Source organism: Micromonospora sp. NBC_01699, from assembly GCF_036250065.1.
Classification (GTDB): domain Bacteria; phylum Actinomycetota; class Actinomycetes; order Mycobacteriales; family Micromonosporaceae; genus Micromonospora_G.
This window is the reverse complement of sequence record NZ_CP109199.1, coordinates 5093258-5115614: the sequence shown is the minus strand read 5'-3', so window position 1 is coordinate 5115614 and position 22357 is coordinate 5093258. Positions and strand designations below refer to the sequence as shown.

Here is a 22357-nt window from a genome sequence, read left to right as displayed (position 1 = left end):
GGAGATGTCCCCTATGGACGACAACCGGCTCAAGCTCCACCGACTGGGCGGCACCTGCGCCATCCTGGTCGGTGTCTCGTACCTCGTGGTCACCACGTTCTTCGTGCTCGACCCGACACAGCTCATCCACGACGACAAACACGAGCTGTGGACCCGGCTGGCCGAGAACGGCACGCCGCGGATCCTCTACTACTGGGGGTACGCCCTCGGCGCGATCTTCGCGTTCGGGGCGATCCCCGCCATCGCCGACCTGGTCCGCGACCGGCACGAGGGGTGGGTGCGTTGGACCACCGGCCTGGCGTACCTGTCCTTCGGGGTGACCGCGGTGGAGACGTTCCGCCTGGTCACCGCCACCCCGCTCTGGGCGAGCGAGTACGCCGCCGGCGACCCGTCGGTGCGTACCGCCATCGTCACCACCGACCTGCTGCTGCGCCTGGACCCGGCGACGTGGCTGCGGTTCGGCGCACTCGGCCCGTTCTTCCTGGTGGTGAGCATCCTCGCGCTGCGGCACCGGCTGTTGAGCCGACCGCTGAACTACGTCGGCATCGCGCTGGGCGTGCTGACCAGCACTGCCGCCCTCGGGGTGGCGTTCGGCATCGGCCCGATGGTGCTGGTGTCGGCGGTGCTCGGCGGCGCGGTGGCCGCCCCGGTCTGGTTCGTCTGGATCGGTGTGGCGCTGCGGCGGGGCGTACCGGCGGCGGCTGCTTCGGTGACAAGCGGCGGGGCCGCGACCCCGGTGCCCGCCGGCGGCGGTACGGCGGCGGAGGCCCGTCATGGCTGACCGGCACCCGCCGGGACCCAAGGGCGTTCCGGTCCTCGGTAACCTGCCCGGCCTCGGCAAGGGCATGGTCGAGTTCATGATGGAGACCGCGACGCACGGCGACGTCGCGTCGTTCACCATCGGACCGACCCGCAACTACCTGCTCAGCCACCCGGACCACATCCACGACGTGCTGGTCCTGCGCCGGGACAAGTTCGCCAAGGACCCGCACGACCTGCGGACCCTCGGCCGGTGGATGGGCAAGGGGCTGCTCACCAGCGACGGGGAGCACCACCGGCGGCAGCGGCGGCTGGTGCAGCCCGCGTTCCGGCACCGCCGGATGGCCGGGTACGGCGAGATCGCGGTGGAGAGCTCGCTGCGCCAGATCGGGGACTGGCGGCCGGGCGAGGTGCATGACATGCACCACGAGATGATGAAGCTGACCCTGAACGTCGTCTCCCGGGCGATGTTCGGCAGCGGGGTGCCGGCCGAGGAGGCGCTGAAGGTCCAGCGGGCGGTCGCCGGTCTCCAGGACGTCGCCATCAACATCAGCAAGTTCGGCATGCTCGTCTCGCCATGGCTACTCCTGCCGATGCACCAGCTCCTCAAGCGCGGCACTCGGGTGCTCGACGAGGCGGTCATGCGGATCATCGCCGAGCGGCGGGCCAGCGGGGAGGACAAGGGCGACCTGCTGTCGATGTTCCTTCTGGCGCAGGACGAGGTCGACGGCACCGGCATGACCGACCAGCAGGTCCGGGACGAGGCGGTGACCATCTTCGTCGCCGGCCAGGAGACCACCGCCAACGGTCTGACCTGGGCCTGGTACCTGCTCTCCCAGAATCCTGAGGTGGCCGAGAAGCTCGGCGCCGAGCTGGACGAGGTACTGGGGGACCGTCCGCCGACCGCTGAGGACCTGCCCCGGCTGCGGTACACCGGGATGGTCTTCAAGGAGGCGCTGCGCTTCTGCCCACCGGCCTGGACGTTGAACAAGCGCACCCCGGTCGAGGACGTCGAGCTGGGCGGGTACCGGATCCGCCGGGGTGCCGGGATCTTCATCATGCCGTACGTGATGCACCACCTGGAGCAGTACTTCCCGGACCCGTTCCGGTTCGACCCGGAGCGGTTCGCGCCGGAACGCGAGGCCCAGATCCCCCGGTACGCGTTCATGCCGTTCGGCGGCGGCGAGCGGATGTGCGTGGGGGCGGGCTTCGCCGAGATGGAGGCGAAGCTGATCCTCGCGACGCTCGCCCAGCGGTTCCGGTTCACCCTGGAACCCGACCAGAAGGTGGCGCTCAAGCCGCTGGTCACCCTGGCCCCGAAATACGGGCTGCGGATGCGGGTGACCCCCCGCTCACACTGACCGGGAACACAGTCGAGGGCCGACCCGCCGGTAGGCGGGTCGGCCCTCGCCGTCGTCGAGCGACCGCGACAGGACGGTCGCCCCGTCGGTGTCGGCCATGACCACGGCCGTCGTCTGCAGTGCGGCGTTGAGCCGCTTCCGGATCAAGGCGAGGGCTTGGCGAGTTCGGCTGCGCCGACGTAGTCCAGCGTCGAGGTCTTCATGCTCACTGCGACGTGGGTGGCCGCGGTGAGCATCGAGACGGTGACCAAGCCCATTCTCGGGGCCGCGTCCAGGATCCCGACGTCGACGTCCTGGTCCTCGTCGAACTCGGCGGCGAGCAGGATGTCCAACCCTGGCGGGCGCTCGGACTCGACCCGGGCCAGGGTGTCCAGACTCGGCACGATCCGCACCCCGGACACGCTGGTCGGCGCGGTCGCCTCACGGATCGAGCAGTCCCCGAGCATCACGTCCAGCAGGGTCGGATATCCGGCCGGACGCTGCGGGGTCAGCCAGTACCGGAGCGCCGGCCAGGTACCTCGGCCATCTCGATCACCCCCGTGACCTGCCGATCAGTGGGGCCACCGTAGCCCCGCTCACCGGTCACGGCGAGGCTGTTTCCCGAGCGCAGCGAGGCCGTTGGAGCGCAGCGACCTGGCCTACCGAGAGTGCGGTCGCGCGCTGCTCCACCACCAAGGCCCGGCAGTGCCTGGTGTGTCGTGGGGCGGCCGGCACCGGCGGCGCGACCGGACCGGTCAGCCCCTCCTCCAGCACGGCGCGCTACTCGATCGAGCTGCACCGGGACAAGCTGCAACAAGCGGCCAGCCCTACCCAGCCGGCGGCCAGCCCGAGCGGACCGCAGGCCGATCCGGCGGGGCTGACCGGCGCGCTCGGGAGAGCGCGCCGGGCACCCGGAATGTCGCCGACCTAGACGAGCAGCCGGGGGGCGCCTGAGGGTCCGATGCCGGCGGTGGCCAGCGGGCCGACGAGCGGGTTAGCGGCCTTGATGGTGCGTGGCGCGCGGGAGCGTGGCGGCTATCCGGCCCGGTACCGGGCAATCGCGGCGGCGGCGGCCTTATCGTCCTCGTAGTAGCGCATGAACCGCTCGGCGGAGCCGCCGGCCTCCAGCACGTTCAGCGCGATGGCCCGGACCTCCCGTGCCATGTCGGGGTCGCGCGATCCGCCTGCGTCGTCCGGGATGTCGAGGATGGCTGCCATCACCGGTGTGACCACTGGACCGTGGTGGCCGGAGACTGCCCGCACCAGGTGGGCACGTTGTGGCCAGGTGTCCAGCGAGGGGTACGCGTCGACCAGAGCCTTGAGCAGGTCTTCTCCGAACGGTTGGCGTAGCTTCTCGATCGCGTCGCGGTCGCCGGCCCGAATCGCCGTCAGCAGGGCGCGCAGCAGGCTGGCGTCGCTGATGTCGTACTGCCGGGCTCGGACGTCCTCCACCCGGTGCTCCCCGTTCACGAGGGTCACCACGGCGGCAAGTTCGAAATACCACAGGCGGTCGCCGTACATCTCCTGTTCGATCGCCCCGGCGAGGTCGTTCCGCCCATGCCCGCGGAGCCGGTCGACGGCGTAGCGGAGATAGTCGCGGGTGCCGCCGACCACCGTTGTCCCGTACGGCAGACGCCGTCGCGGCAGCTCGTACTCGCCGGCCAGCGCGGTGACGACGAGCAGCCGCTCGCCGTCGTCGCCCGGCATCCGCCACACCGCGTCGAGTTCGTCAGGTTCGGTCGGCTCGCTGTCCGCCCCCCAGAGGCGTATCGCTTCGGGAAACACCTGTTGGACGTAGCTCGTGGCGCACAGCCGGGCGATCGTCCGGTCCGCCTCCCACACCGCGCGGCTCGTCGCTTCGTGATCCATCCGGCCTCCAAACTTCGCCGCCGATCCCGGCGTCAGCCCGACAGGTTACCGCCGAGAAGGGACCGGCGCGTCGGCGATACATGGGACAGGTTTTCGTGCACATCGACGCCGCGACGGCGTTCGCACCTCGCCGCAAGCAGGTCGGCTACGAAACGCGTGCCGCCAACTCTGCAACCTCTCGGAGATGGTTCGCCTCACCCAGAGTAACCAGCAATTCGCCCTCCTTTGTGCGCACGTCGAGGTAGGCGAAGGTCTGGGGGCTCTGCCCCTGTCCTACAAGATGGGTCTTCGACCACTTCCGCACATCCACCTCGTTCCACGCATATGGCCGCAGCTGTCCGTTCCCGCCAAGAATGAAGCCGGCTTCGAAGCAGTACAACCTGGGTGCTCGCGCCCAGGTCCGGCCGTACGCCCGCCAGAAGAGGAAGGCGACCACGGGTGCAAGAACAATCAGAGCAATGCCGACCGCAGTCGTCACCGGTCCACCGTCGGCGACGAGCAGCCCGGTGCCGACGAGTACCAGGACGAAGGGCGCGATGACGCTCAGGCACCCGGAGCCGATGTCGGCCAGCACCGTCGTCACGACATGCGAACCGTAGCCGCGCTGTTCGGCCAGCTCCGCCACTGCCCCAGTTGGTCGTTCCATATTCTCACTGTTCTCGCTAGTCCTGCATCGCAGACTAGCGAGGTACGGGCCGGTCGTACCAGGTGTGACGACGACGTCTGCCGTGACGATCCGCGCGACATATGCTCCCGAACCACTCTCTGATGCGCAGGGGATGCGGGTGGCGTCGGCGACCCAGAGCCGGTTCGGCCCGGTCGCGGTGAACTGCCGGTTGACCAGATCCGGCGCCGGCGTCGCCTTCGGGTCCTGCTTCGTGGAGCCGCCGCGCCAGCGTCGACGCAGGAACGCGCCCTGCCAACCCTGGTCGGCCATCAACCGCTCGACCCGCTTACGGCCCACGTGGATGCCGTCGCGGCGTAGCTGCCGGTGCACCCGGTCCGCGCCGTAGGTGTGCCCGGACGTGGTCCATATCTCGTGGATGTTGGGGATCAGGCCCAGGTCGACCAGGTCCCGGTCGCAGGGCTGTTCGACCTGCTTGACCCAGGCGTAGTAGGTGGATGTGCCGATGTTGAGGACCCGTAGCAGGAGCGCGACCGCGAACTGGTCACGGTGTTCGTGGATGAACCTCATGACCGTCGCCGGGTCGGGTCGAGCTCCGCCGCGAAATACGCGCTCGCCGCCTTCAGGATCTCATTCGCCCGACGTAGCTCCGCGGTTTCCTTCAACAGCCGCCGGTTCTCGGCCAACATGTCGCTGCTGGGCCGGTCGTGCCGCTCGCCCGCGTCGGCCTCGGCCTGGCGGATCCAGTTCCGCAACGCCTCGTGATGCACGCCAAGCTGCTCGGCCAGGCGCCGGATGACCGGCGTCGGGTCCGACTCGCGGTACAAACGCACAGCACGCTGACGTAGCTCATCGGGGGTACTTCTTCGGTGCTGCCACAGAAACTTTCTCCCCAAGGTCATCAGACCATGATCAAGAAGCTCCATGAAAACGGGGTGGCTCAGTTCGGCATGGCTAGAGAGGTGCGTGTGTCACGGGTTTCCTTCGGGCTGTGGTGTGCAATAGATGGCGAACGCGTTGATCGCGTGTGCCCAGGCCGCGTCGAGATCGGCGTTGGGTGGGAATCGGTTGGCCAGCTCAAGATCGACAAGGCCGTGTGCGAGGCCCCAGATGGCACGCGCGGCTGCGATGTTGCCGCCGGTGATTTTCAACAGTGGCGCGGCCGCTGCGGCCTCGACGCCGGGCGCGAGACGTGGACGATCCAGGGGATGGCGGGCACTGAGCTCGTAGAGGCGAGGGTGCTCAAGTGCCCATCGCCGGTAGGCGGCGACGAGCGTGGCTAGGTCGGCGCTGGCCCCGGCCAGCACAGCGCCGAGCCGTTTCAGTGCGCGCTGTTGCAGCGCGGCTTCGATCTCGGTCTTGCCGGCGATGTGTTTGTACAGCGACGGTGCCTGGATCCGCAGTTCGTCGGCGAGGCGCCGCATGGTCACAGCCTCTGGGCCTTCACGTTCCAGGATCCGCTCGGCCGCGTCGACCACCTCGGCGCGGCGGTTCACCAGCGCCTCGGACATGCCGGGATCGCTACCGGCGCCGTCATCCGGCGCGCTGGGTGGTGCCGCGCCAGTCCGGGGACGACGTCCAACCGCGACTCAACACGTAGGCGCCGATGAGGAGCACCGAGACGGTGCCATCCCAACCGACGATGGTTGCGGTGTCTGCGATACCGCCGTGAGCGGCGTAGAGCAAGGCGGTCACCGTGAGCGCGACCTTGTGGAAGATCACCAGCTCCCACACGCCTCGGTAGCTGCGCGGCGCCAGCGCAAGCAGCAGGAACAAGCCCGCAAAGACGGCGAGGCCGTAGGCTCGCCAGGTCTCGACGACTTTGGTCCCGCCATCGGCGTCCCAAACCGTGCCGGCCGCGGTGAGCGCGGCGCCGGCGGCGCCGGCGGCGGCAAGCCACAACATGATCCTTGCGATCCGATCGCGACCAACTCGCGGCGACCGCGCCGACGAGGTCGACACCGTGGAACTGCTGGTGATCATAAACCCTCCCGCGGTTTGGCTAACATCGTTAGCCAGACCGTAAGCTAACAACGTTAGCCTCGTCAACCGAGAGGTGAGCAAGTGAGGGCCGTGATCGCTGTCGCCGACATGGGCAGCAGGTCCTTCCCATCGCCAAGACGATCAACAAGTGCATGCTGCCGATCCTCAACCAGCCGGTAGTCGACCACGCGGTCGCCGACTGCGTCGCCGTCGGCGCCCATGAGATCGCGATACGATGCGGATTCCTTACCTTCGGCCAGCGCAGTGATACCCATTCCTGCCAGGGCCTCTTTACCTCGGACGACGCTGAGCTGCGACTACAGCCCGTGACGTTTGACCATGCTGGCGGCCTCGATCCGGGTACCCGACTGACTGCCTCGGTGTCCGGCCCGGACGACGGCACGGCAACCGTCGGGGGCACGCGCAGCGTCGGGATGCGAGTCGTCCTGGCCGTTGTGAGCGTGGCCGGGTTGGTCGCGGTGCTGCTCCGGTTTCGACGGCTGCTCCTCGTCGGCCGGTCGAGCCGGGTGGGCGCTACCCGGCCGGATGGGGATACGCCGGCAGTGGCGACCGGAGTGGCGCGACCCGCCGATACCCGCCCTGGCACATCATCGTTGGGCTCGACCCGGATCGTCTGGACGCACACCGGCAACGGGGAGTCTCCGTACCGGGCGGTGGCGGGCGGCCACGAGTTGACCGTCCGGGTCAACGATTTTCCGGCGAAGATGCTCTACACGGTGATCGTCGACGGTGTGGAGACGGAGGATCTGGAAGACTGGCCACCCGAGTGGATCAGGCCGCGGGTGCCCCGCGCAACAGCTCGCCTCGCTGCACAGCGTCATCGAATGCCCGCTGAGCGCTACAGGATGCGCCGGCAACCTTCACCCTGGATAGTCCCGGCGCGGAGGTGGTCGTGGCTCGTGGCTGTCACAAAACGGGGTGGAGCTTCGTCCAATGCGTGTGGTGAGACCAAGGTTGAAAGCCAGGAGCCGGGCATAGGCCGGAACAACGGACGCCGCCCGATCCGAACAACCGCGTGCGCTGCAACCTGCTGCGCCACCCTGGGTCCACTCGCGACCAACCGCATCGACCGCAAACGAGGATCATGACCAAGCTCCGTCATTTCCGATGTCAGGACGCCTCCCCCATGTCTAGCCGGAGGCTGGCCCTGAGCGCCGTACTCACCCTGGCAATGGTCGGGTGCGGGGGACCGCCGAATAAGGACTCTCCGTCGCCGCCCGCCTCCAACACTCCGTCCGCCACCGCCACCGCCACCGCCACCGCCACCGCCAACACCGGCACGGCCCTGGCCGAAACCCGCAGCACCATGACCGAGAACCTGAAGGTCGAGGTCATCGGCCTCAACCGCGTCAAGGGCAGGCACCTCATCGCTCAGATTCGCCTGTCCAACACCGGCACGGAGAAGCGTCTGTCCTGGGCTGGCGAGATGGGCGACCACACGCGCCCGCTCGGCGAGATCAAGTGGGCCTCCGGCATCGGCATCCTTGACGCGCAGGCCCGCACCTGGCTCCTGCCGTACAAACCCGCCGGCTCCCCCTGCCTGTGCAGTGGCCGGGACCGCGACGGCCTCGGCCAGTTCATCGACCCCGGCCGGTCGATCACCGTCTACGCGGTGCTGCCCGCGCCGTCGGGCAACCCCGCGAGGACCGTCGTCGTCACGCCAGTGGGCCCGCCGATGCTCGACGTGCCCATCAGCGACGAAGCTCCGGCCGGTGATTTTCCCGACCCCGATGCCGAACCCGTCACCCCGGTCACCCGCCGCCTCATCCTCCCCTCCGAATCACTGGACAAGTCGGAGGAGACCGCCGACGACGGCAAGGACCTGCAGGTCAACCTCTCCGCCGACGTGCTGTTCGCGGTGGACAAGGCCACCCTCACCCCCAATGCCAGGTCGGTCATGGCCCGCACGGTGAAGCTCATCGACGCCTCGCCCGCCACGGTGGTGACGGTGGCGGGCCACGCCGACTCCTCCGGCACCGACGCCATCAACGACCCACTGTCGCTGCGCCGCGCCCAGGCAGTACAACACGCCCTGTCGGCGCTGCTGACCAGAGGAGGGGTCCGCTTCCAGACCGAGGGGTACGGCTCACGCCGCCCGCTCTACAGCAACGACAGCGACGAGGGAAAACGCCGCAATCGCCGCGTCACGGTGACCTTCCCCAAACCTCAACCCGCTGCCCAGGAACCGGTGGCCACGACCACCACCGGCGCGACCGACCTGACCGGCAGCACCAAGGCCGACGGTCAGCCCATCGCGATGGAGGTCACCGGCCTGCGCCGGCTACCCGGAGGCCTCGGCCTGCTCACCTACAAGATCACGAATGAGGGCTCGTCCGACGCCTGGTTCAGAGACCTACACCACGCTCAGGACTGGGAGGCGTACAAATACCAGGCCGCCACCAACGTCCGCGTGACCGACCTCGCGGCCCGCCGCCGGTACCTGCCCGGCCGCATCGAGGTCCCCACCGACGACGGTGTGGACTTCTACTGCGCATGCACAGCCGCCTCCGGCGTCCGCATCAGCACCGAGAAGTTCCCACCGGGCCAAACCCGCGAGTTCTGGAACCTCTTCGCCCTGCCCGACACCGCCGACGCCCTCAAGGTCAAGATCGGCCCGTTCCGCGACCTCCAGGTCCCCGTCCAGTAACGGCATCCCGCGCTGCCTGCCCATTTCAACCCATCAGGGCCGCCACCCTGTTGACCATCAGGTCGGACGATCCTGGCGTCGACGTCGATGGCGGTGACCCGGGCCACGACGAGTTTCACATCGGCACCGTCCAGCATGGTTCGCAGCGACCGGTCTCGCAGGGCCTGCCCTGCGGCGCGCTGGTGCAACCGGATTCGTTCCACGAATCGGTCGGTGGCGTTGATCAGCGTCACCTCGACGTCGGTGCGGCGCAGCCGGCGGGCGGCGCGCCTGGCGGCGCCGAGGCCCGCGTACCCGGCGCCGAGTACCAACAGGCGGTGAGTCATGGTCGTCTCCTTTGATATGCACTGGTTGACGGGTGACGGGGCAGATTCGTGACCGTCTTCCAGTGCAGGCGTGGTCTTCCACGGCACTGCGGGGTGCTGGGCGATCTACCGGCCGTGGCATCACCTAGCGCCCTGAACGGTTCCGACACGGATGTCGCGCGCCCACGACCGGGCGAGGAACCGTCGCGCAACGTCGAGGCCTACTCGTTACCTGTCGATCCAGCCGAGCTCAACTGCCTGCTCGCGCATGACGTCTTCCATCACGGGCAGCGTCAGGAACGAGACGGCATACAGGACAACGATGAGTCCGATCGGGACAATCCAAGCGCGAGGACGGGTTGCCCAAGCGCGAGGACGGATCTCCAACGGCCCGACCCCATCCGGTCCAGCGTCGGCAGGGCGGGCCCGACGGAGCCGAGTCTCCGGAAGCCGGCGGTCGGCTGACCTCAGCACCCACGACGCGATGGCGCACGTGCCGAACATCAACGGCACCCACCACGACTTGAGACCGTCACCGACTGCCAGATGCGACGCCACGGCACCCGACCACAGGAAGAAGGCGCCCACGTACGCCCATTCCTTGAGCAGCGGGAGCCCGGGCGCGATGATCGCGACGGCCGCGCCGGCCTGCCACGCGCCGAGAATGTAGGCGAAGAAGTGAGGGTACCCCAGGTGGTGCAACTGCACTTCCACCCATTCAATCGTCAGCAGGTTCCACACCGATCCAGCAGCCAACTCGAAAACGATTACAAACGTCGTGGCCCAAAAGGCGATGGGGCGGATCCGGCTCCAGGTCCAGCCGCTTCGTGTGACGGTGGCCGACTTCTCGTCGGTCGCTTCCTGGAACTTTCTGGTCGCTTCAGTTCGCATCTCACTCGCCTCGTCAAATCGGTCTGATGTGTCGGAAATTGCCGGCTCGCAATGGAAGTACACAGCCGGGGCCGGAAGCAGCTGTCCACGCCGGCGGTGTAGTCGGTGCCGTCGGGACGGGCCAGGGTTCCGGTCAGTTGCGATCGCCAGGACGGGGGGGAACCGTCACGGTCTCACTGCGATTTTGGCCCGCCGGGTGGGGTGTTCGTCTCAGTGGTACGACAACAGGGCGCCTCGGAATGTGAGGCGACGCGCGAACCTCACAGTTCGGTGTGCTGTCTTGTCGAACCAAGTGAGGGCAGATGCGACCAAAGGGAGTCGGCGACACCATGACCAGACGAACCGAGCCAGGACATGTCCGATCCGATCCGGGCCTGACTGCGGTCATGAACGAACGGCGTCAGCTGATCAATCTCGCCTACCGGCTCCTCGGCTCCCTGACCGACGCCGAAGATGCCGTCCAAGAGACCTATGCCCGCTGGTACGCCATGTCCCACCAACAGCAGGAGGCGATCCGATCCCCCGGCGCCTGGTTGACCAAGGTCGCCAGCCGGATCTGCCTCAACGTGCTCTCCTCGGCACGGGTCAGGCGGGAGACCTACGTGGGCGAATGGATCCCCGAGCCGCTACCCGAACCCACAGAGTGGATCAGTGGACGGTCCGACGCCAACACCATCGACCCGGCCGACCGCATCACCCTCGACGAATCGATCAACATGGCCTTCCTCGTCGTACTCGAATCGATGACCCCGGCCGAGCGCGTCGCGTTCATCCTGCACGACGTCTTCCGCTACTCCTTCGCGGAAGTTGGCGACATTGTCGGCCGTACCCCTGCGGCGTGCCGCCAGTTGGCTTCCTCGGCCCGCCGTCGCGTTCGCGTGGCACAGACCCGCGCGACCTCGACAGCCCCACGCGCCGACATCGTCAGGAATTTCAAACAGGCATGGGAAGCCAAGGACATCGACGCCCTCATCGGCCTCCTCGACCCCAACGCCACGGCGATCGCCGACGGCGGCGGCATTGTCGGCGCCGTGCTCCACCCGATCGAAGGCGCCGAGCAGATCGGCCGCTCCCTGATCCACCTCGAGGGCAGACTTCGGAACCTGACGATTCTGGAGCGTACGGTCAACGGCCAACCCGGCCTGATCGCCCAGCAGGACGGCGTCACCGTATCGGTGTACGCCTTCGAGGTCGTAGGCGACCGGATCAAGCGCATCTGGGCGGTACGCCACCCTGACAAGCTGCGGCCGTGGACGGTGGGACGCCTGTAAGGGCTCCCCGCTTCGGCCCGGCTCTCAACGTCGTCTACCGCAACGTCAACGGCGCGCTGCTGTTCGCCGACGGCGACACCCCCCTCGCCGGCGTCGTCCTCGACCTCATTCCGGCCTGCGGCCAGGTATACGGAATCGATGCCGTCAGGAATCCCTACAAGCGTTCTCACGTCGACTGAGCACTGAGGAATCCCCATGTTGCGGAAAGTAATGACCTTGCCCAGTGGCAGGATTGCGAAATGGGCAATCGTGGCCATCTGGGTCGCGCTGATGGTGCCGGCCTTCCTGCTGGCCGGCAACCTGGGCGACGTTGAGAAAAACGACAACTCGGCCTGGCTGCCCAGCAACGCAGAGGCGACCAAGGTCCTCGACCAGGCCAAAAAGTTCCAGCCCGCCGAGACCCTGCCCGCGATCGCGATTTACGACCGGCCCGAGGGCGTCACCCCTGCCGACATAGCCAAGGCCCACGCCGACGCCGATGCCTTCAAGGGCATCGAGAGGGTCGTAGGGCAGCCACAGGGCCCATTGCCGTCCCAGGACGGCAAGGCGATCCAGACCGTGGTCCAGGTTGACGACGGTAATGAGGGCTGGGACGGCGCCCACAGGGTCGTCGACGAGATGACCGCGATCGGCGAGCAAAACGCCGACGGTCTCGGGTTCCACGTCACGGGGCCTGCCGGCTACGCATCCGACTCGATAACGGCCTTCAGCGGAGGAGGCGCCCTGGGGATGATCACGGCTTTGGTAGTGGTGGTCATCCTGCTGTTCACCTACCGCAGCCCGTTGCTGCCACTACTGCCGCTGCTGAGCGCGGGCGGTGCCCTGGTCACGGCGGAAGCGGTGATCTACCTGCTAGCAAAGAACGCCGGACTCGTCGTCAACACGCAGACCAGCCTCATTCTGACCGTGCTGGTGTTCGGTGCCGCCACCGACTACGCGCTACTGCTCATCTCCCGGTACCGGGAAGAGTTGCGGCGACACGAGGACCGGCACGAGGCGATGGCGGAAGCCCTGTACCGCTCCAGCCCCGCGATCATCGCCAGTGCAGCGACCGTCGCTGTCAGCCTGTTGGTGCTGCTGATGGCCACTCTCAACTCCACAAAAGGCCTCGGCCCGGCCTGTGCCATCGGTATCGTCGTCGGGCTGCTTGCCATGCTCACCCTCATGCCGGCCCTGCTGGTCATCTGCGGCCGCTGGATATTCTGGCCGGTGAAGCCGTCGTACGGCTCGGTCGGGACGGCCAAGGACAGCATCTGGACGCGGATCGGCACCGCCATCTCCAGCCACCCGCGGATCGTGTGGGTCGCCACCGCGCTCGTCCTCGGTGTCATGGCGATCGGGATGACGGAGCTCAAGGCCGATGGGATCCCGAGCAAGGGCCAGTTCACCAGCGAGCCGCAGGCGGTCGTCGGCGAGGAGATCCAGTCCAGGCACTTTCCGGCCGGGTCGGGTGACCCCATCTACGTCGTGGCCAAGGCCGCCACGGCGGAGCAGGTCAGGACCGTGCTGTCAGGCATCCCAGGGATCGCCGACGTCGCGGCACCTATGGCAAGGATGGTGACGTCTTCGTTCTCGGGACGCTCGAGGACGCGCCCGGCAGCAAGGCCGCGATGCGCACCGTCGAGCAGGCCAGGACCGGGGTCCACAAGATCGAGGGTGCGGATGCGCGGCTTGGCGGCAGCACGGCGATCGCACTCGACACACAACAGTCGGCCGCCCGCGACGCCAAGGTGATCATCCCCGTCGTGCTGATCGTTGTCTTCCTCATCCTCGCGCTGCTGCTACGGGCGATCGTCGCACCGCTGCTGCTCATGGCAACGGTGGTGCTGTCGCTCGGAGCGGCCCTCGGCGTGAGCGCGTTGGTGTTCAACCATGTGTTCGACTTCGCCGGGGCGGACGCGAATTTCCCACTCCTGGTGTTCGTGTTCCTGGTCGCCCTAGGCATCGACTACAACATCTTCCTGGTCAGCCGGGTACGGGAAGAGGCACAGCTGCACGGCACCCGATACGGAGCGCGGGCCGGACTGTCCGCCACCGGCGGTGTGATCACCTCCGCCGGTCTGGTCCTGGCCGGTACCTTCGCGGCGCTGGGATCACTGCCGTTGGTCTTCGCGACGCAGCTGGGGTTCGCGGTGGCGTTTGGCGTGCTGCTGGACACCATAATCGTCCGCTCGGTCCTGGTCACCGCGCTAACAGTGGAGGTTGATCGATGGATGTGGTGGCCCAGCAAACTGTCCAAGCACCACGAGCCCCTGCCGGCGACGGGCGGATCCAACCCCGAACCCGCCCTCGCGGGCACGGGCGGGTGACATCCGTCCGGCCCCGGCCCTCTGGCGCCGGCCGGGAGGTCCGGTTCCGGGTGTGACGCTGCTCGGGAAGCCACCCCTGCCGCGGCGTTCCGGTGGCATCCGCAAGATGGATGAGGATATGTGACACAAGGTGTCAGGATTCGGATTGAGGATGGGTTCATCGGGCCGGCGTCGACGGTCCACGTGGACCGACACCATGGACGGATAGGAAGGTGAGGAACTCCGTGCGCGAAACTCCAGAAGAACTCAAAGAGCTTCAGGCCCTCCTTGACGACTCCCTCTCCCGCTCCGCCGCGCACCTCCGCAGGACCTCGGTCGCAGGCTCGGAATCCTCGACCGGCTCGGCCTGGCCCATCTCCAATTGTCCCGGAGCGCGGCGACACTGTCCGGGGGTGAGTTGCAGCGGACCCGGCTCGCCGCGCAGCTCAGCACCGAACTGAGCGGCATCATCTTCGTCCTCGACGAGCCCGGCACCGGGCTGCATCCGGCGGACAAAGGCACGCGAGCCGACGATGCGATAGGCCAACGACATCAAGTCGGGCCCTCGAAGCCTCGAAGTGTTCGACGAGTTCCACGTCTGGTCACCTTTCATGCGTGCCGGGCGTCAGAAGGGGCGAGAGACCACAACCTGATGAACCCGCGCACGTGGAGGCACCTATGAGTTTACCGATTTCTCGATCGCGCCGGCGCGCGTCATGATCGCCGTACTGGAGGGCGTCCTGGTCGTCGCGACCATCCTTTGCGCCCTCGCCAACGCCATCGAGGTGTCCGCCAAGGTGATCAAGGCGGACTTCGTGATGCGCAACTGCGCCGAGGTCGGGCTGTCCGCGCGGTGGATCCCCTACCTTGCGGTGGTCGAGGGGGCCGGCGTCATCGGTCTGGTGCTCGGCCTTCTCGGCGTACATCCCGTCGGATTGGCCGCGGCCGTCGGCCTCGTCCTGTTCTTCGTCGGCGCGATCCTGGCTCACGCCCGCGCGCGGGTGTTCCACAACATCGCGTTTCCCGCGGTCTTCCTCGTCCTCGCCGTCGCCGCCGTGGGGCATTTCGCATCGACGATCGCCTGATCAATCGCCGATCGGCCTTGGCGGTGCAGGGGCTGAGGGTCCGTGCGGTTGTGCATAACGCCGTGGTGCAATTCACCCGTAAGTACCGGCTGACGCTGTTCGCCGTCTACTTCGCCGCGCTCGCCTACGTCCTGCGCCGGCGGACGGCGGTGGGGGAGTCGACATTGTAGAGCGCCGCCCAGTACCGCAGATACTCACGCGCCGTCAGCTTGTGGTACAGGCCGCGTTCGCCGCCCATCACGATGCCGATCAACGGACGCAACCGCTTCGCGTCGCGTACCACGTCCAGCCCGAAGATCTCGACCGAATCTGAGGACGGCGTCAGCACCGGGGACAGGATCTTGCACAATGTGGTCTTCCACGCGCCGTTCGGACCGAGCAGCCCGTGCAGCTCGCCCTCGTCGATGCGCGGGTCGACTGTGTCCAGTGCGGTGACCTCACCATCCGACCGGTTCAGGAACCGCCGGCGCCCCGCGTACGTACGGCCGAGACTTCGCGTTGAAGGCGGGCCGAGGCCCGGACATAGCATCCGCCGTTGTCGATCATCTCCGTCTGGATCGGGACCCTGGCATTTCGGTCTTATAGTCGCGGGCGTCCATTTCGGCGGCGAATGCATGACCTCGCTCAAGCTCGGCTCGAGGGGACCGCGGCCCCTGCTCGAACTGGTCGGTCATGGTCTCGCACTCCCTCGGTCGCGTTTTGCTCTCAGCGAATCGACAAGACATCGCAGCGAACTGTGAGCCACCTCGCCTCACATTTCTCTGTGTCGCGCTATCGCAAGAGTGAGCGATGTCCATCAACTATCGCAGCTGCGGGCTGATTGGCGGCTCGCTGTTTGGAGCCGCGCTGCTACTCGCAATCCCACCAGCGGGGAGCGCGTCCAAGTGTCGAGATCGCGAAGGGAACCTCTCCAATGTCCACGCGTGTTGGGCCCACCGTCCGCAAGGTCGTGGTCGTCGTCGGCGGTTACGCCGGCACGCTCGCGGCAAACCGGTTACGCAAGCGCGACGACGTAGACGTCGCCCTCGTCAACCGCCGTCTGAAGTTCATCGAGCGCATGCGGCTCCACCAGTTCGTGGTCGGCACCGGGGATGCGACCGCCGACTACGGATCGCTGCTGGCCGAGGGAATCGGACTCGTCGTCGAGAGCGCCACGCGCATCGACGCTGCGGCCCGCACGGCCCGGCTCGCCTCGGGTCGCGACCTCGACTACGGCTTCCGTGTCTACCTTGTGGGCAGCGCTTGCGGTACCAACTTCGGTTGCCCGGCGTGACCGAGGTCGCCGTCGCCATCGCCGAGCGGGAGTCCGCGCAGCGGATGCGCGCCACGCTGGACGAGCTGCCCCTCGACCTCCGGTCACCGTCGTCGGCGCCGGACTGACCGGCATCGAGACAGCTGCCGAGCTGGTCGAGCAACGGCGGATCACCATTCTGGAGGACCAGCGCCTCCACCTCGGCGATCTGACGTCGTCGGCGCCCGTCTCGAAGCCGGTGTCGAGACTTGGGATCGGCGTGCATCCGGCACGCCGGCGGCCTGGGGTCGCCCGCGTGCCGGGGACTGTCAGTTGCCGCCGACCACCACGACGGCGTCGGTCGCCGTTTCGACGCGGTGGATCGGCACGAACCATGAGGCGTCGACCCCGTTGCCGCAGGCGTGACTGCCCACTGCGGCGAGATCGTTGGTGGCCGAGGTGGCGGTGTTCCACCTGGTCACCGGGGCCCCGGAGTCACCACCGAGCGTGGCGCCGTCCTGGGCGTGCCCGGTGTCGGTGTCGATCGCCACCATTCGTTCGCCGTAGCAGTCGTCGTTGTTCGACGTCACCCGCCCGTAGACGAGCCCACCGTTGGATCCGGAGACGTAGACCGCTGAGCCGACAGCCGGCCAGGTGGTGTTCTTCCCGGAAACCGGATTCGCGGTCGAGGTGTTCTGTTCGCCGAACCACGAGTAGCGGCTGAAGTACCGCTCGCCGAGTGGGGCGAGTATCGCGACGTCCGTGCCTGAACTCTCGTAGTCCGAGCTGATCCGGACCGCCCAGCCGCCGGGATGCCAGAACTGGTCGCCGTTGTCGCCGCAGTGCCCCGCGGTGGTGACCCAATTGCTGTTGGTCCCGCCGCGCGTCATCCGGAATCCGGTCGTGCAGTCGGCGTAGGCGGTGGACGGGTTGCCGACGCTGCTGCCCCAGAGCGCCATGCCGCCGTAGTAGGGCGCCGAGTCCGATCGGCGGGTCTGCCGGGTCGGACCGCTCCGTGACACGGTGACCCGCGGGGTGATTCCGGTGGCCCGGTTCGCCGCTGCGGCGAGCTTCTCCGCCTCGCCGGCGGCCTCGATGACGATCTGGTCGGCGAGTTCGTCGAGACGAACCTGATGCACCATCCCGGCCAGCTCGCCCGCCCAATCGCGGGACTCGTCCAAGCTCTTGGTTGCCTTCGCCAGGCGGGCCGAGGAGATCTTTGTCGCCTCGTACCGGATCGGCACGTCCCCGGCGATGGCGCGCATCGTCCTGCCCTGCGCGCGCCATAGGGCGCCGTTCCGGTTCTCCACGTACCTGACGACGAGCTGCCCGGTGGCCTCGTCGAAGTACGTGCTTCCTGAGCCGTCCGGATAGGCGGCCGCCATCGCCACCAGACGGTGGTATTGCGCGTTCATCGCCTCGGTGTCTACGCTCGCGGCGAAGCCGACGGTGCCGAGCTTCTCCGCTTCACTTGTGGGTGGTTTTGCTTGGGCGGCTGACGTCGTGCCCACGACGGCTACGAGCACGCAACTCGCGAGCACACTCCGTCTGCGCATAGGGCCTCCTGGTTGATCCGAACGGGTGGGGGAACGTGTGCACCGTAGGGTCGCGCGCTTGCAAATGACATGCAGTCCATCTGCGGGGCAGGTCAGAAGATGTTCATGGCGATGCCGTTCGTCAACGACGTCGTACTCTGCTCGCCGTCGATCTTGATCGGGTTGCCGGAGACGTGCTTGACGAAGATCCGCATGATGAAGGTCCGGGTCCCGCAGGTCGGATCGATCGGGATGCCGGTGAGCGAGAAGTTCGCGACGTAGTGATGGGCGTCGTCACGGATCGTCTTGCGCGAGGTCGCGGTGCTCGTCGTGCGGCAGGTGTGTGCGGTCGGGTCGAGTTGGATGAACTCGAAACGTACGTCGACCACGGCGTTGGTCCCACGCGGCTGCTCATACGCGTCGATGGCGCTCTTGCACGACGCGGTGCCCGTGTAGCAGGTGGTCAGCTCCAGGTTGGCCAGAGCCTGCACCGAGGTCGCGCCGGCGGCGGCGGTCCACTTGTGGACCGGGGTGCCGTCGTCGTAGAACACCCATGCTGTGGACGTGCCGGCGCCGACGTAAGTGCAGGTGCTCGACGTGCCGGTGCTGCTGCACGCCGGGTTCTGCCACCACCGCGCACCCGCCTGGTGGGTGTCGCTGACCTCCAGCCACGTGTCGGTCGCGACGGCGGTCAGGTAGTAGCCGGTAAGTGAGGTGGAGGCCGTGTACCCGTACAGGCCGCAGGTGTAGGCGCCCGCCGACGGCGCGGTGAAGAGCAGGTCGGCGTAGATCGGCAGGTGCCCGGGCCTGGCGTAGTAGGTGGTGTCCGAGCCCTCGTGGTTCCGCGAGGACGTCGACGTGGTGCCGACGACGGTGCCGGCCGAGTTCACACACTTCAGGGTGTTGTTCATCGACACGATCTGCGGCACACTGCTGGTCGCCTGGAGGCGTCCGCGCACATGCCGGGACTCTCCGGCCGCGAGGGTGACCGTTCTGCTCAACAGTCGCTCCTCGACCCGCGAGTGGAAACTGTTCGCGCTGGTCAGCGTCACCCGGGTCACCGGCCCGTCGTCGGCATGCGCGACGGTCGCCGCGAACACGACGACCGAGAGCACGGCCACCATCACGCTGAGGATCTTTCGCACGTATCGGCTCCTGTCAGTTGGTTGGCGGGTCTGGCCACCGTCACGTGACGCGCTTGCAAAAGTCATGCATTCGCCCACCCGGCTCGCGAATCGATCACGACTAATCGATTGCGGCATAATGGCGAACGGCAGACAAGCGGGGGGTTAGCGTGGTGGAGTTCCGGATTCTGGGTGCCGTCGAGGCGTGGGCGGGCGGGAAACGGATAGATCTCGGTTCGCGTCAGCAGCGCCTCGTGCTCGCCGTGCTGCTGCTGGAGCCCAACCGGCTGGTGCCGCTGGACCGGCTGATCGACCTCGTCTGGGACGAGGAGGCGCCCGCGTCCGCACGAGCCTCGATCCAGACGCTCGTGTCCCGGCTCCGTGCGGCGCTTCGGCAGGCCGACGACGGGACCGCCATCGTCGGCCGTGGAGCCGGCTACGCCGTGCAGGTGGATCCGCTCTTGATCGATGCACATCGGTTCACGGACCTGATCCTCGCGGCGCGTTCCTCCGACGACGAGCGAGCGGTCGAACTGTTCGACCAGGCCCTCGCCCTCTGGCGAGGCGAGGCCCTCGCGGGTGTGGCCTCCACGGAAGTCGCCGAACGCCTGTGCGGCCACCTCCGTGAAGCCCGATGGACCGCGCTGGAAGACCGAATGGACGCCCACCTGCGGCTGGGCGACGGCCGAGGGCTGCTGGCCGAGCTCACCGGTCTCGTGGCCGACCACCCGCTGCGGCAGCGGCTCGTGGGCCAACTCATGCTGGCCCTGCACCGCGACGGCCGGACCGCCGCCGCGCTCGACGTCTACCAAACACTGCGGACGCGACTGGCCGGCGACCTCGGCCTCGATCCTGCACCAGAGCTGGTGAGGCTGGAGTCTGCGATCCTGCGCGCGGACCCGGCCCTGGATCCGACCGCGAAAACCCAGAACACAGCACCACCCGAGCCGGTACGCCCGGCGCAGCTACCGCACGACCCCCAAGGATTCGCCGGACGCGCGGAAGAACTCGCCCGGCTCGACGCCGGACTGCACCCCTCGCCAGGCCCGAAAATCTGGGTGATCAGTGGCACCGCCGGCGTCGGCAAGACGGCGCTCGCCATCCACTGGGCCCACCGCAACCGAGCGAAGTTCCCCGGTGGGCAGCTCTACCTCGACCTCCGTGGCTTCGACGCCGAGCATGACCCGCTCAGTGCGGAAGCAGGGCTTCTCCAACTACTCAGCGGTCTCGGGGCCGATCCCCGGCTGATCCCGGCGGATATGGATGGCCGGGTCGCGTTCTTCCGCTCGCTGCTGGCCGACGAACGCGTCCTGCTGGTGCTGGACAACGTGCGTGACGCCGCCCAGGTCAACGCGCTGATCCCACCGGCGGGCACGGTCATCCTCACCAGCAGGCAGCGGCTCGGTGAGCTGATCGCCCGCACTGGGGCGCAGCCGCTGTCGCTGTCCGTGCTCACCGCTGCCGACTCGCGCCGGCTGCTGGAGGCCGCGCTCGGTGTCGACCCGGTCGCCGCCGAAGCCGCAGCCGCCGCGAAGCTGGCGCATCTCTGCGGTCACCTGCCGCTCGCCCTGCGAATCGCGGTGGCCAACATCGTCGCCGTACCGAAGGCCGAGATCACCGGGTTGGTGGAGGAGCTCTCCGACGGCGACCTGTTAGCCGACCTGACTGTGGACGGTGCCGAGGAGAGTGCCGTGACGAGGGCGTTCGCCTCGTCCTACGAGGCGCTCGCAGCGGAGCCTCGGCTGCTGTTCCGCCGCCTCGGGCTGATGCCGGGACCGACGTTCACCGCGCTGCCGGCGAACGTGGCTGCCGGGCTGCCGCCGGTTCGGACGGACCGCCTGATGAAGGCGCTGGCTGCGGCGCACCTGATCGAGCAGCACGAACGCGGGCGCTACCGGTTCCACGACCTGCTCCGACAGTACGCGGTCGACCGGGCGCTGGTCGAAGACACGGCGATCGAGCGCGAAAACGCGCGCGGACTCGTCCTGAACCATTACCTGCACACGGCTGACGCGGCGGGCAAACAGCTCATCCCGCACTTCCTCCGGCTGCCGCGAGAGGCGCCGGACGGGATCAGCTTCCCGGACAACACCAGCGCTCTCGCGTGGCTCGACGCCGAGTGGCCGAACCTCGCCGCCGCGGTCAACCAGGCGGCGGCCCGCGGCCCGCGACCGCTGGCCTGGCACATTGCCGACGCCCTGCGCGCCTACTTCCACCACCGCGGTCACCGCGCGGAGTGGGTCAGCGTGGCATCGGTGGCACTGGAGGCGGCCCGCGCCGAGGGTGACGAACGGGCGCAGGCCGCGATGCACCAGAGCATCGCGCTCGCCTACGTCAACATGGGCCGCTACGCCGAAGCGCAGGAGCATCTCGACAGCGCGCTGCGGCGAAACGCGGCCGACGGCTGGCACGAAGGCCGCGCCGCCGTGCTGAACAATCTCAGCGCGGTGCATCAGCGTCTCGGCAACCCCCAGGCGTCGATCGACTGCGGGCTGCGTTCGCTGGACCTTCAATGGCAGTTGGGCAACGGTTCCGGCATCGCCATGGCACTCGCGAACCTCGGCTTCAGCTATTGGCAACTGGGCATGCTGGACCAGTCGCTCGACCACTTCGGTCGGGCTCTCGAACTGGGAGAGCGGCAAGGCGCGCGCTACAGCGTCGCGGTCCTGCTCGTCGACCTCGGGAACGTGCACCGGGACCTCGGCAACCGGGACGCGGCCGAGGAGTTCTATGCCCGGGCGCTGTCCGCCAACCGTGAGCTCGGATATCACTACGGCGAGGCGACCGCGCTGTCCGGCCGCGCACTGCTGCACTGCCAGACCGGTCCTTCGGAGCAGACTCACGCGGACGCGCGTGCGGCAGTCGAGCTGACCAGGCAGATCGGTGACCACGGCACCGAGGCGTGGACGCTCAACGCACTCGGTGACGTTTGCCTGCGGCTGGGCCTGGCCGCACAAGCCGCGGACCACCACAGCCGAGCCCTGGAGATCGCGCGGTCGACCAGCTTTCACTGGTGTGAGGCCGACGCGTTGCGAGGTTCGGCCGAGGCGCTGCTGACCCTCGGCGACCTCGAGGAGTCCATGGCCCGAGCCGTGCGTGCCGTCGAGGTCGCTGATCGTGCCGGGTATCGACTTGTCGAGGCCCGCGCACTGCGCACGCTCGCCGAGGCGAGGGCCAGGCGGAACGGAGACGCACTCCCAGTCGGGTCGCACCGTCCCTGATCGCTTCAGCGGCAGCCAGCCATCGTGGGAGTGCGACCGGAGTACCTGGATAGCCGCGAAAGCACTGCCGTCATCGCGAGTCACTCACCTCAGCCGGCATCTCGCGGCTGTATCGCAGGCGGCCACACTCGCGCCGGCCAATCGGCCGCAACCGCTCGTCTT

22 protein-coding genes and 2 pseudogenes are annotated in these 22357 nt (G+C 68.0%); 14 read left to right on the top strand and 10 right to left on the bottom strand.

The window, feature by feature from the left end:
- Window positions 1-13 precede the first annotated feature (13 nt).
- Both OG792_RS21020 and OG792_RS21015 read left to right on the top strand, forming a co-directional pair.
- The gene (locus OG792_RS21020) at window positions 14-781 is read left to right on the top strand and encodes a DUF4386 family protein (RefSeq protein WP_329101424.1); all 768 of its coding nucleotides are present in this window, start codon (window positions 14-16) and stop codon (window positions 779-781) included.
- Complete coding sequence (locus OG792_RS21015; RefSeq protein WP_329101422.1) at window positions 774-2120, top strand: cytochrome P450; 1347 nt, start codon at window positions 774-776, stop codon at window positions 2118-2120. The genes OG792_RS21020 and OG792_RS21015 overlap by 8 nt, the downstream gene beginning before the upstream one ends.
- A gap of 143 nt (window positions 2121-2263) precedes the next feature.
- On the opposite strand, the gene OG792_RS21010 is transcribed toward OG792_RS21015, so the two are convergent.
- Window positions 2264-2575 carry a ParA family protein gene (locus tag OG792_RS21010; RefSeq protein WP_329111346.1) on the bottom strand — a complete coding sequence of 104 codons (312 nt, stop codon included), beginning with the start codon at window positions 2573-2575 and terminating at the stop codon, window positions 2264-2266.
- Window positions 2576-2811: 236 nt separating this feature from the next.
- Between OG792_RS21010 and OG792_RS21005 the strand changes: the two genes are divergently transcribed.
- Complete coding sequence (locus tag OG792_RS21005; protein WP_329101420.1) at window positions 2812-3030, top strand: hypothetical protein; 219 nt, start codon at window positions 2812-2814, stop codon at window positions 3028-3030.
- 104 nt (window positions 3031-3134) lie between these two features.
- Here OG792_RS21005 and OG792_RS21000 read toward each other — a convergent pair whose 3' ends face one another.
- The 5 genes from OG792_RS21000 to OG792_RS20980 all read right to left on the bottom strand — a co-directional run bounded on the left by OG792_RS21000 (window position 3135) and on the right by OG792_RS20980 (window position 6576).
- On the bottom strand, window positions 3135-3968 hold the full coding sequence (locus tag OG792_RS21000; RefSeq protein ID WP_329101419.1) for a hypothetical protein: 834 nt from the start codon (window positions 3966-3968) through the stop codon (window positions 3135-3137).
- Between the two features lie 145 nt (window positions 3969-4113).
- Entirely contained in the window at window positions 4114-5163 is a 1050-nt protein-coding gene (locus OG792_RS20995; protein WP_329101418.1) for an IS3 family transposase, read from the bottom strand.
- Entirely contained in the window at window positions 5160-5519 is a 360-nt protein-coding gene (locus OG792_RS20990) for a transposase (protein ID WP_329101416.1), read from the bottom strand. The genes OG792_RS20995 and OG792_RS20990 overlap by 4 nt, the downstream gene beginning before the upstream one ends.
- Before the next feature lie 45 nt (window positions 5520-5564).
- A complete protein-coding gene (locus tag OG792_RS20985) occupies window positions 5565-6104 on the bottom strand; it encodes a TetR/AcrR family transcriptional regulator (protein WP_329101414.1) in 540 nt (179 codons plus the stop codon).
- A gap of 22 nt (window positions 6105-6126) precedes the next feature.
- Entirely contained in the window at window positions 6127-6576 is a 450-nt protein-coding gene (locus OG792_RS20980; protein ID WP_329101412.1) for a hypothetical protein, read from the bottom strand.
- A 152-nt stretch (window positions 6577-6728) separates the two neighbouring features.
- On the opposite strand from OG792_RS20980, the gene OG792_RS20975 reads away from it, so the two are divergent.
- The 3 genes from OG792_RS20975 to OG792_RS20965 are packed head-to-tail and all read left to right on the top strand — an operon-like array spanning window position 6729 to window position 9585.
- The gene (locus OG792_RS20975; protein ID WP_329101410.1) at window positions 6729-7685 is read left to right on the top strand and encodes a hypothetical protein; all 957 of its coding nucleotides are present in this window, start codon (window positions 6729-6731) and stop codon (window positions 7683-7685) included.
- Window positions 7682-9244 carry an OmpA family protein gene (locus OG792_RS20970; protein ID WP_329101408.1) on the top strand — a complete coding sequence of 521 codons (1563 nt, stop codon included), beginning with the start codon at window positions 7682-7684 and terminating at the stop codon, window positions 9242-9244. Before OG792_RS20975 ends, OG792_RS20970 begins: the two co-directional genes overlap by 4 nt.
- 50 nt (window positions 9245-9294) lie before the next feature.
- Window positions 9295-9585: a hypothetical protein gene (locus OG792_RS20965; RefSeq protein WP_329101407.1), complete on the top strand. Its 291-nt coding sequence runs from the start codon at window positions 9295-9297 to the stop codon at window positions 9583-9585.
- Between the two features lie 192 nt (window positions 9586-9777).
- On the opposite strand, the gene OG792_RS20960 is transcribed toward OG792_RS20965, so the two are convergent.
- Window positions 9778-10440: a DoxX family protein gene (locus OG792_RS20960; RefSeq protein WP_329101405.1), complete on the bottom strand. Its 663-nt coding sequence runs from the start codon at window positions 10438-10440 to the stop codon at window positions 9778-9780.
- Between the two features lie 329 nt (window positions 10441-10769).
- Between OG792_RS20960 and sigJ the strand changes: the two genes are divergently transcribed.
- The 6 genes and pseudogenes from sigJ to OG792_RS20930 all read left to right on the top strand — a co-directional run bounded on the left by sigJ (window position 10770) and on the right by OG792_RS20930 (window position 15084).
- Window positions 10770-11711, top strand: coding sequence for an RNA polymerase sigma factor SigJ (gene sigJ, locus OG792_RS20955; protein ID WP_329101403.1), 942 nt, complete (start codon window positions 10770-10772; stop codon window positions 11709-11711).
- Window positions 11690-11890: a hypothetical protein gene (locus tag OG792_RS20950; protein WP_329101401.1), complete on the top strand. Its 201-nt coding sequence runs from the start codon at window positions 11690-11692 to the stop codon at window positions 11888-11890. Before sigJ ends, OG792_RS20950 begins: the two co-directional genes overlap by 22 nt.
- A gap of 16 nt (window positions 11891-11906) precedes the next feature.
- Window positions 11907-12947, top strand: a pseudogene (locus OG792_RS20945) (MMPL family transporter); the annotation flags it as partial.
- A gap of 374 nt (window positions 12948-13321) precedes the next feature.
- On the top strand, window positions 13322-14020 hold the full coding sequence (locus OG792_RS20940) for an MMPL family transporter (protein WP_329101399.1): 699 nt from the start codon (window positions 13322-13324) through the stop codon (window positions 14018-14020).
- A 280-nt stretch (window positions 14021-14300) separates the two neighbouring features.
- Window positions 14301-14531 (top strand): annotated as a pseudogene (locus OG792_RS20935) (hypothetical protein); the annotation flags it as partial.
- A 184-nt stretch (window positions 14532-14715) separates the two neighbouring features.
- Entirely contained in the window at window positions 14716-15084 is a 369-nt protein-coding gene (locus tag OG792_RS20930) for a DoxX family protein (RefSeq protein ID WP_329101397.1), read from the top strand.
- Window positions 15085-15208: 124 nt separating this feature from the next.
- On the opposite strand, the gene OG792_RS20925 is transcribed toward OG792_RS20930, so the two are convergent.
- Window positions 15209-15613, bottom strand: coding sequence for an ATP-binding cassette domain-containing protein (locus tag OG792_RS20925; RefSeq protein ID WP_329101395.1), 405 nt, complete (start codon window positions 15611-15613; stop codon window positions 15209-15211).
- Between the two features lie 384 nt (window positions 15614-15997).
- Between OG792_RS20925 and OG792_RS20920 the strand changes: the two genes are divergently transcribed.
- The gene (locus OG792_RS20920) at window positions 15998-16357 is read left to right on the top strand and encodes a hypothetical protein (RefSeq protein ID WP_329101393.1); all 360 of its coding nucleotides are present in this window, start codon (window positions 15998-16000) and stop codon (window positions 16355-16357) included.
- Between the two features lie 287 nt (window positions 16358-16644).
- Here the strand turns inward: OG792_RS20920 and OG792_RS20915 are convergent, their stop codons facing one another.
- Window positions 16645-17871, bottom strand: a complete 1227-nt coding sequence (locus OG792_RS20915) for a hypothetical protein (protein WP_329101391.1) — start codon at window positions 17869-17871, stop codon at window positions 16645-16647.
- Window positions 17872-17963: 92 nt separating this feature from the next.
- Window positions 17964-18995, bottom strand: coding sequence for a hypothetical protein (locus OG792_RS20910; protein WP_329101389.1), 1032 nt, complete (start codon window positions 18993-18995; stop codon window positions 17964-17966).
- Between the two features lie 152 nt (window positions 18996-19147).
- Between OG792_RS20910 and OG792_RS20905 the strand changes: the two genes are divergently transcribed.
- The gene (locus tag OG792_RS20905) at window positions 19148-22195 is read left to right on the top strand and encodes an AfsR/SARP family transcriptional regulator (RefSeq protein ID WP_329101388.1); all 3048 of its coding nucleotides are present in this window, start codon (window positions 19148-19150) and stop codon (window positions 22193-22195) included.
- Window positions 22196-22357 lie beyond the last annotated feature (162 nt).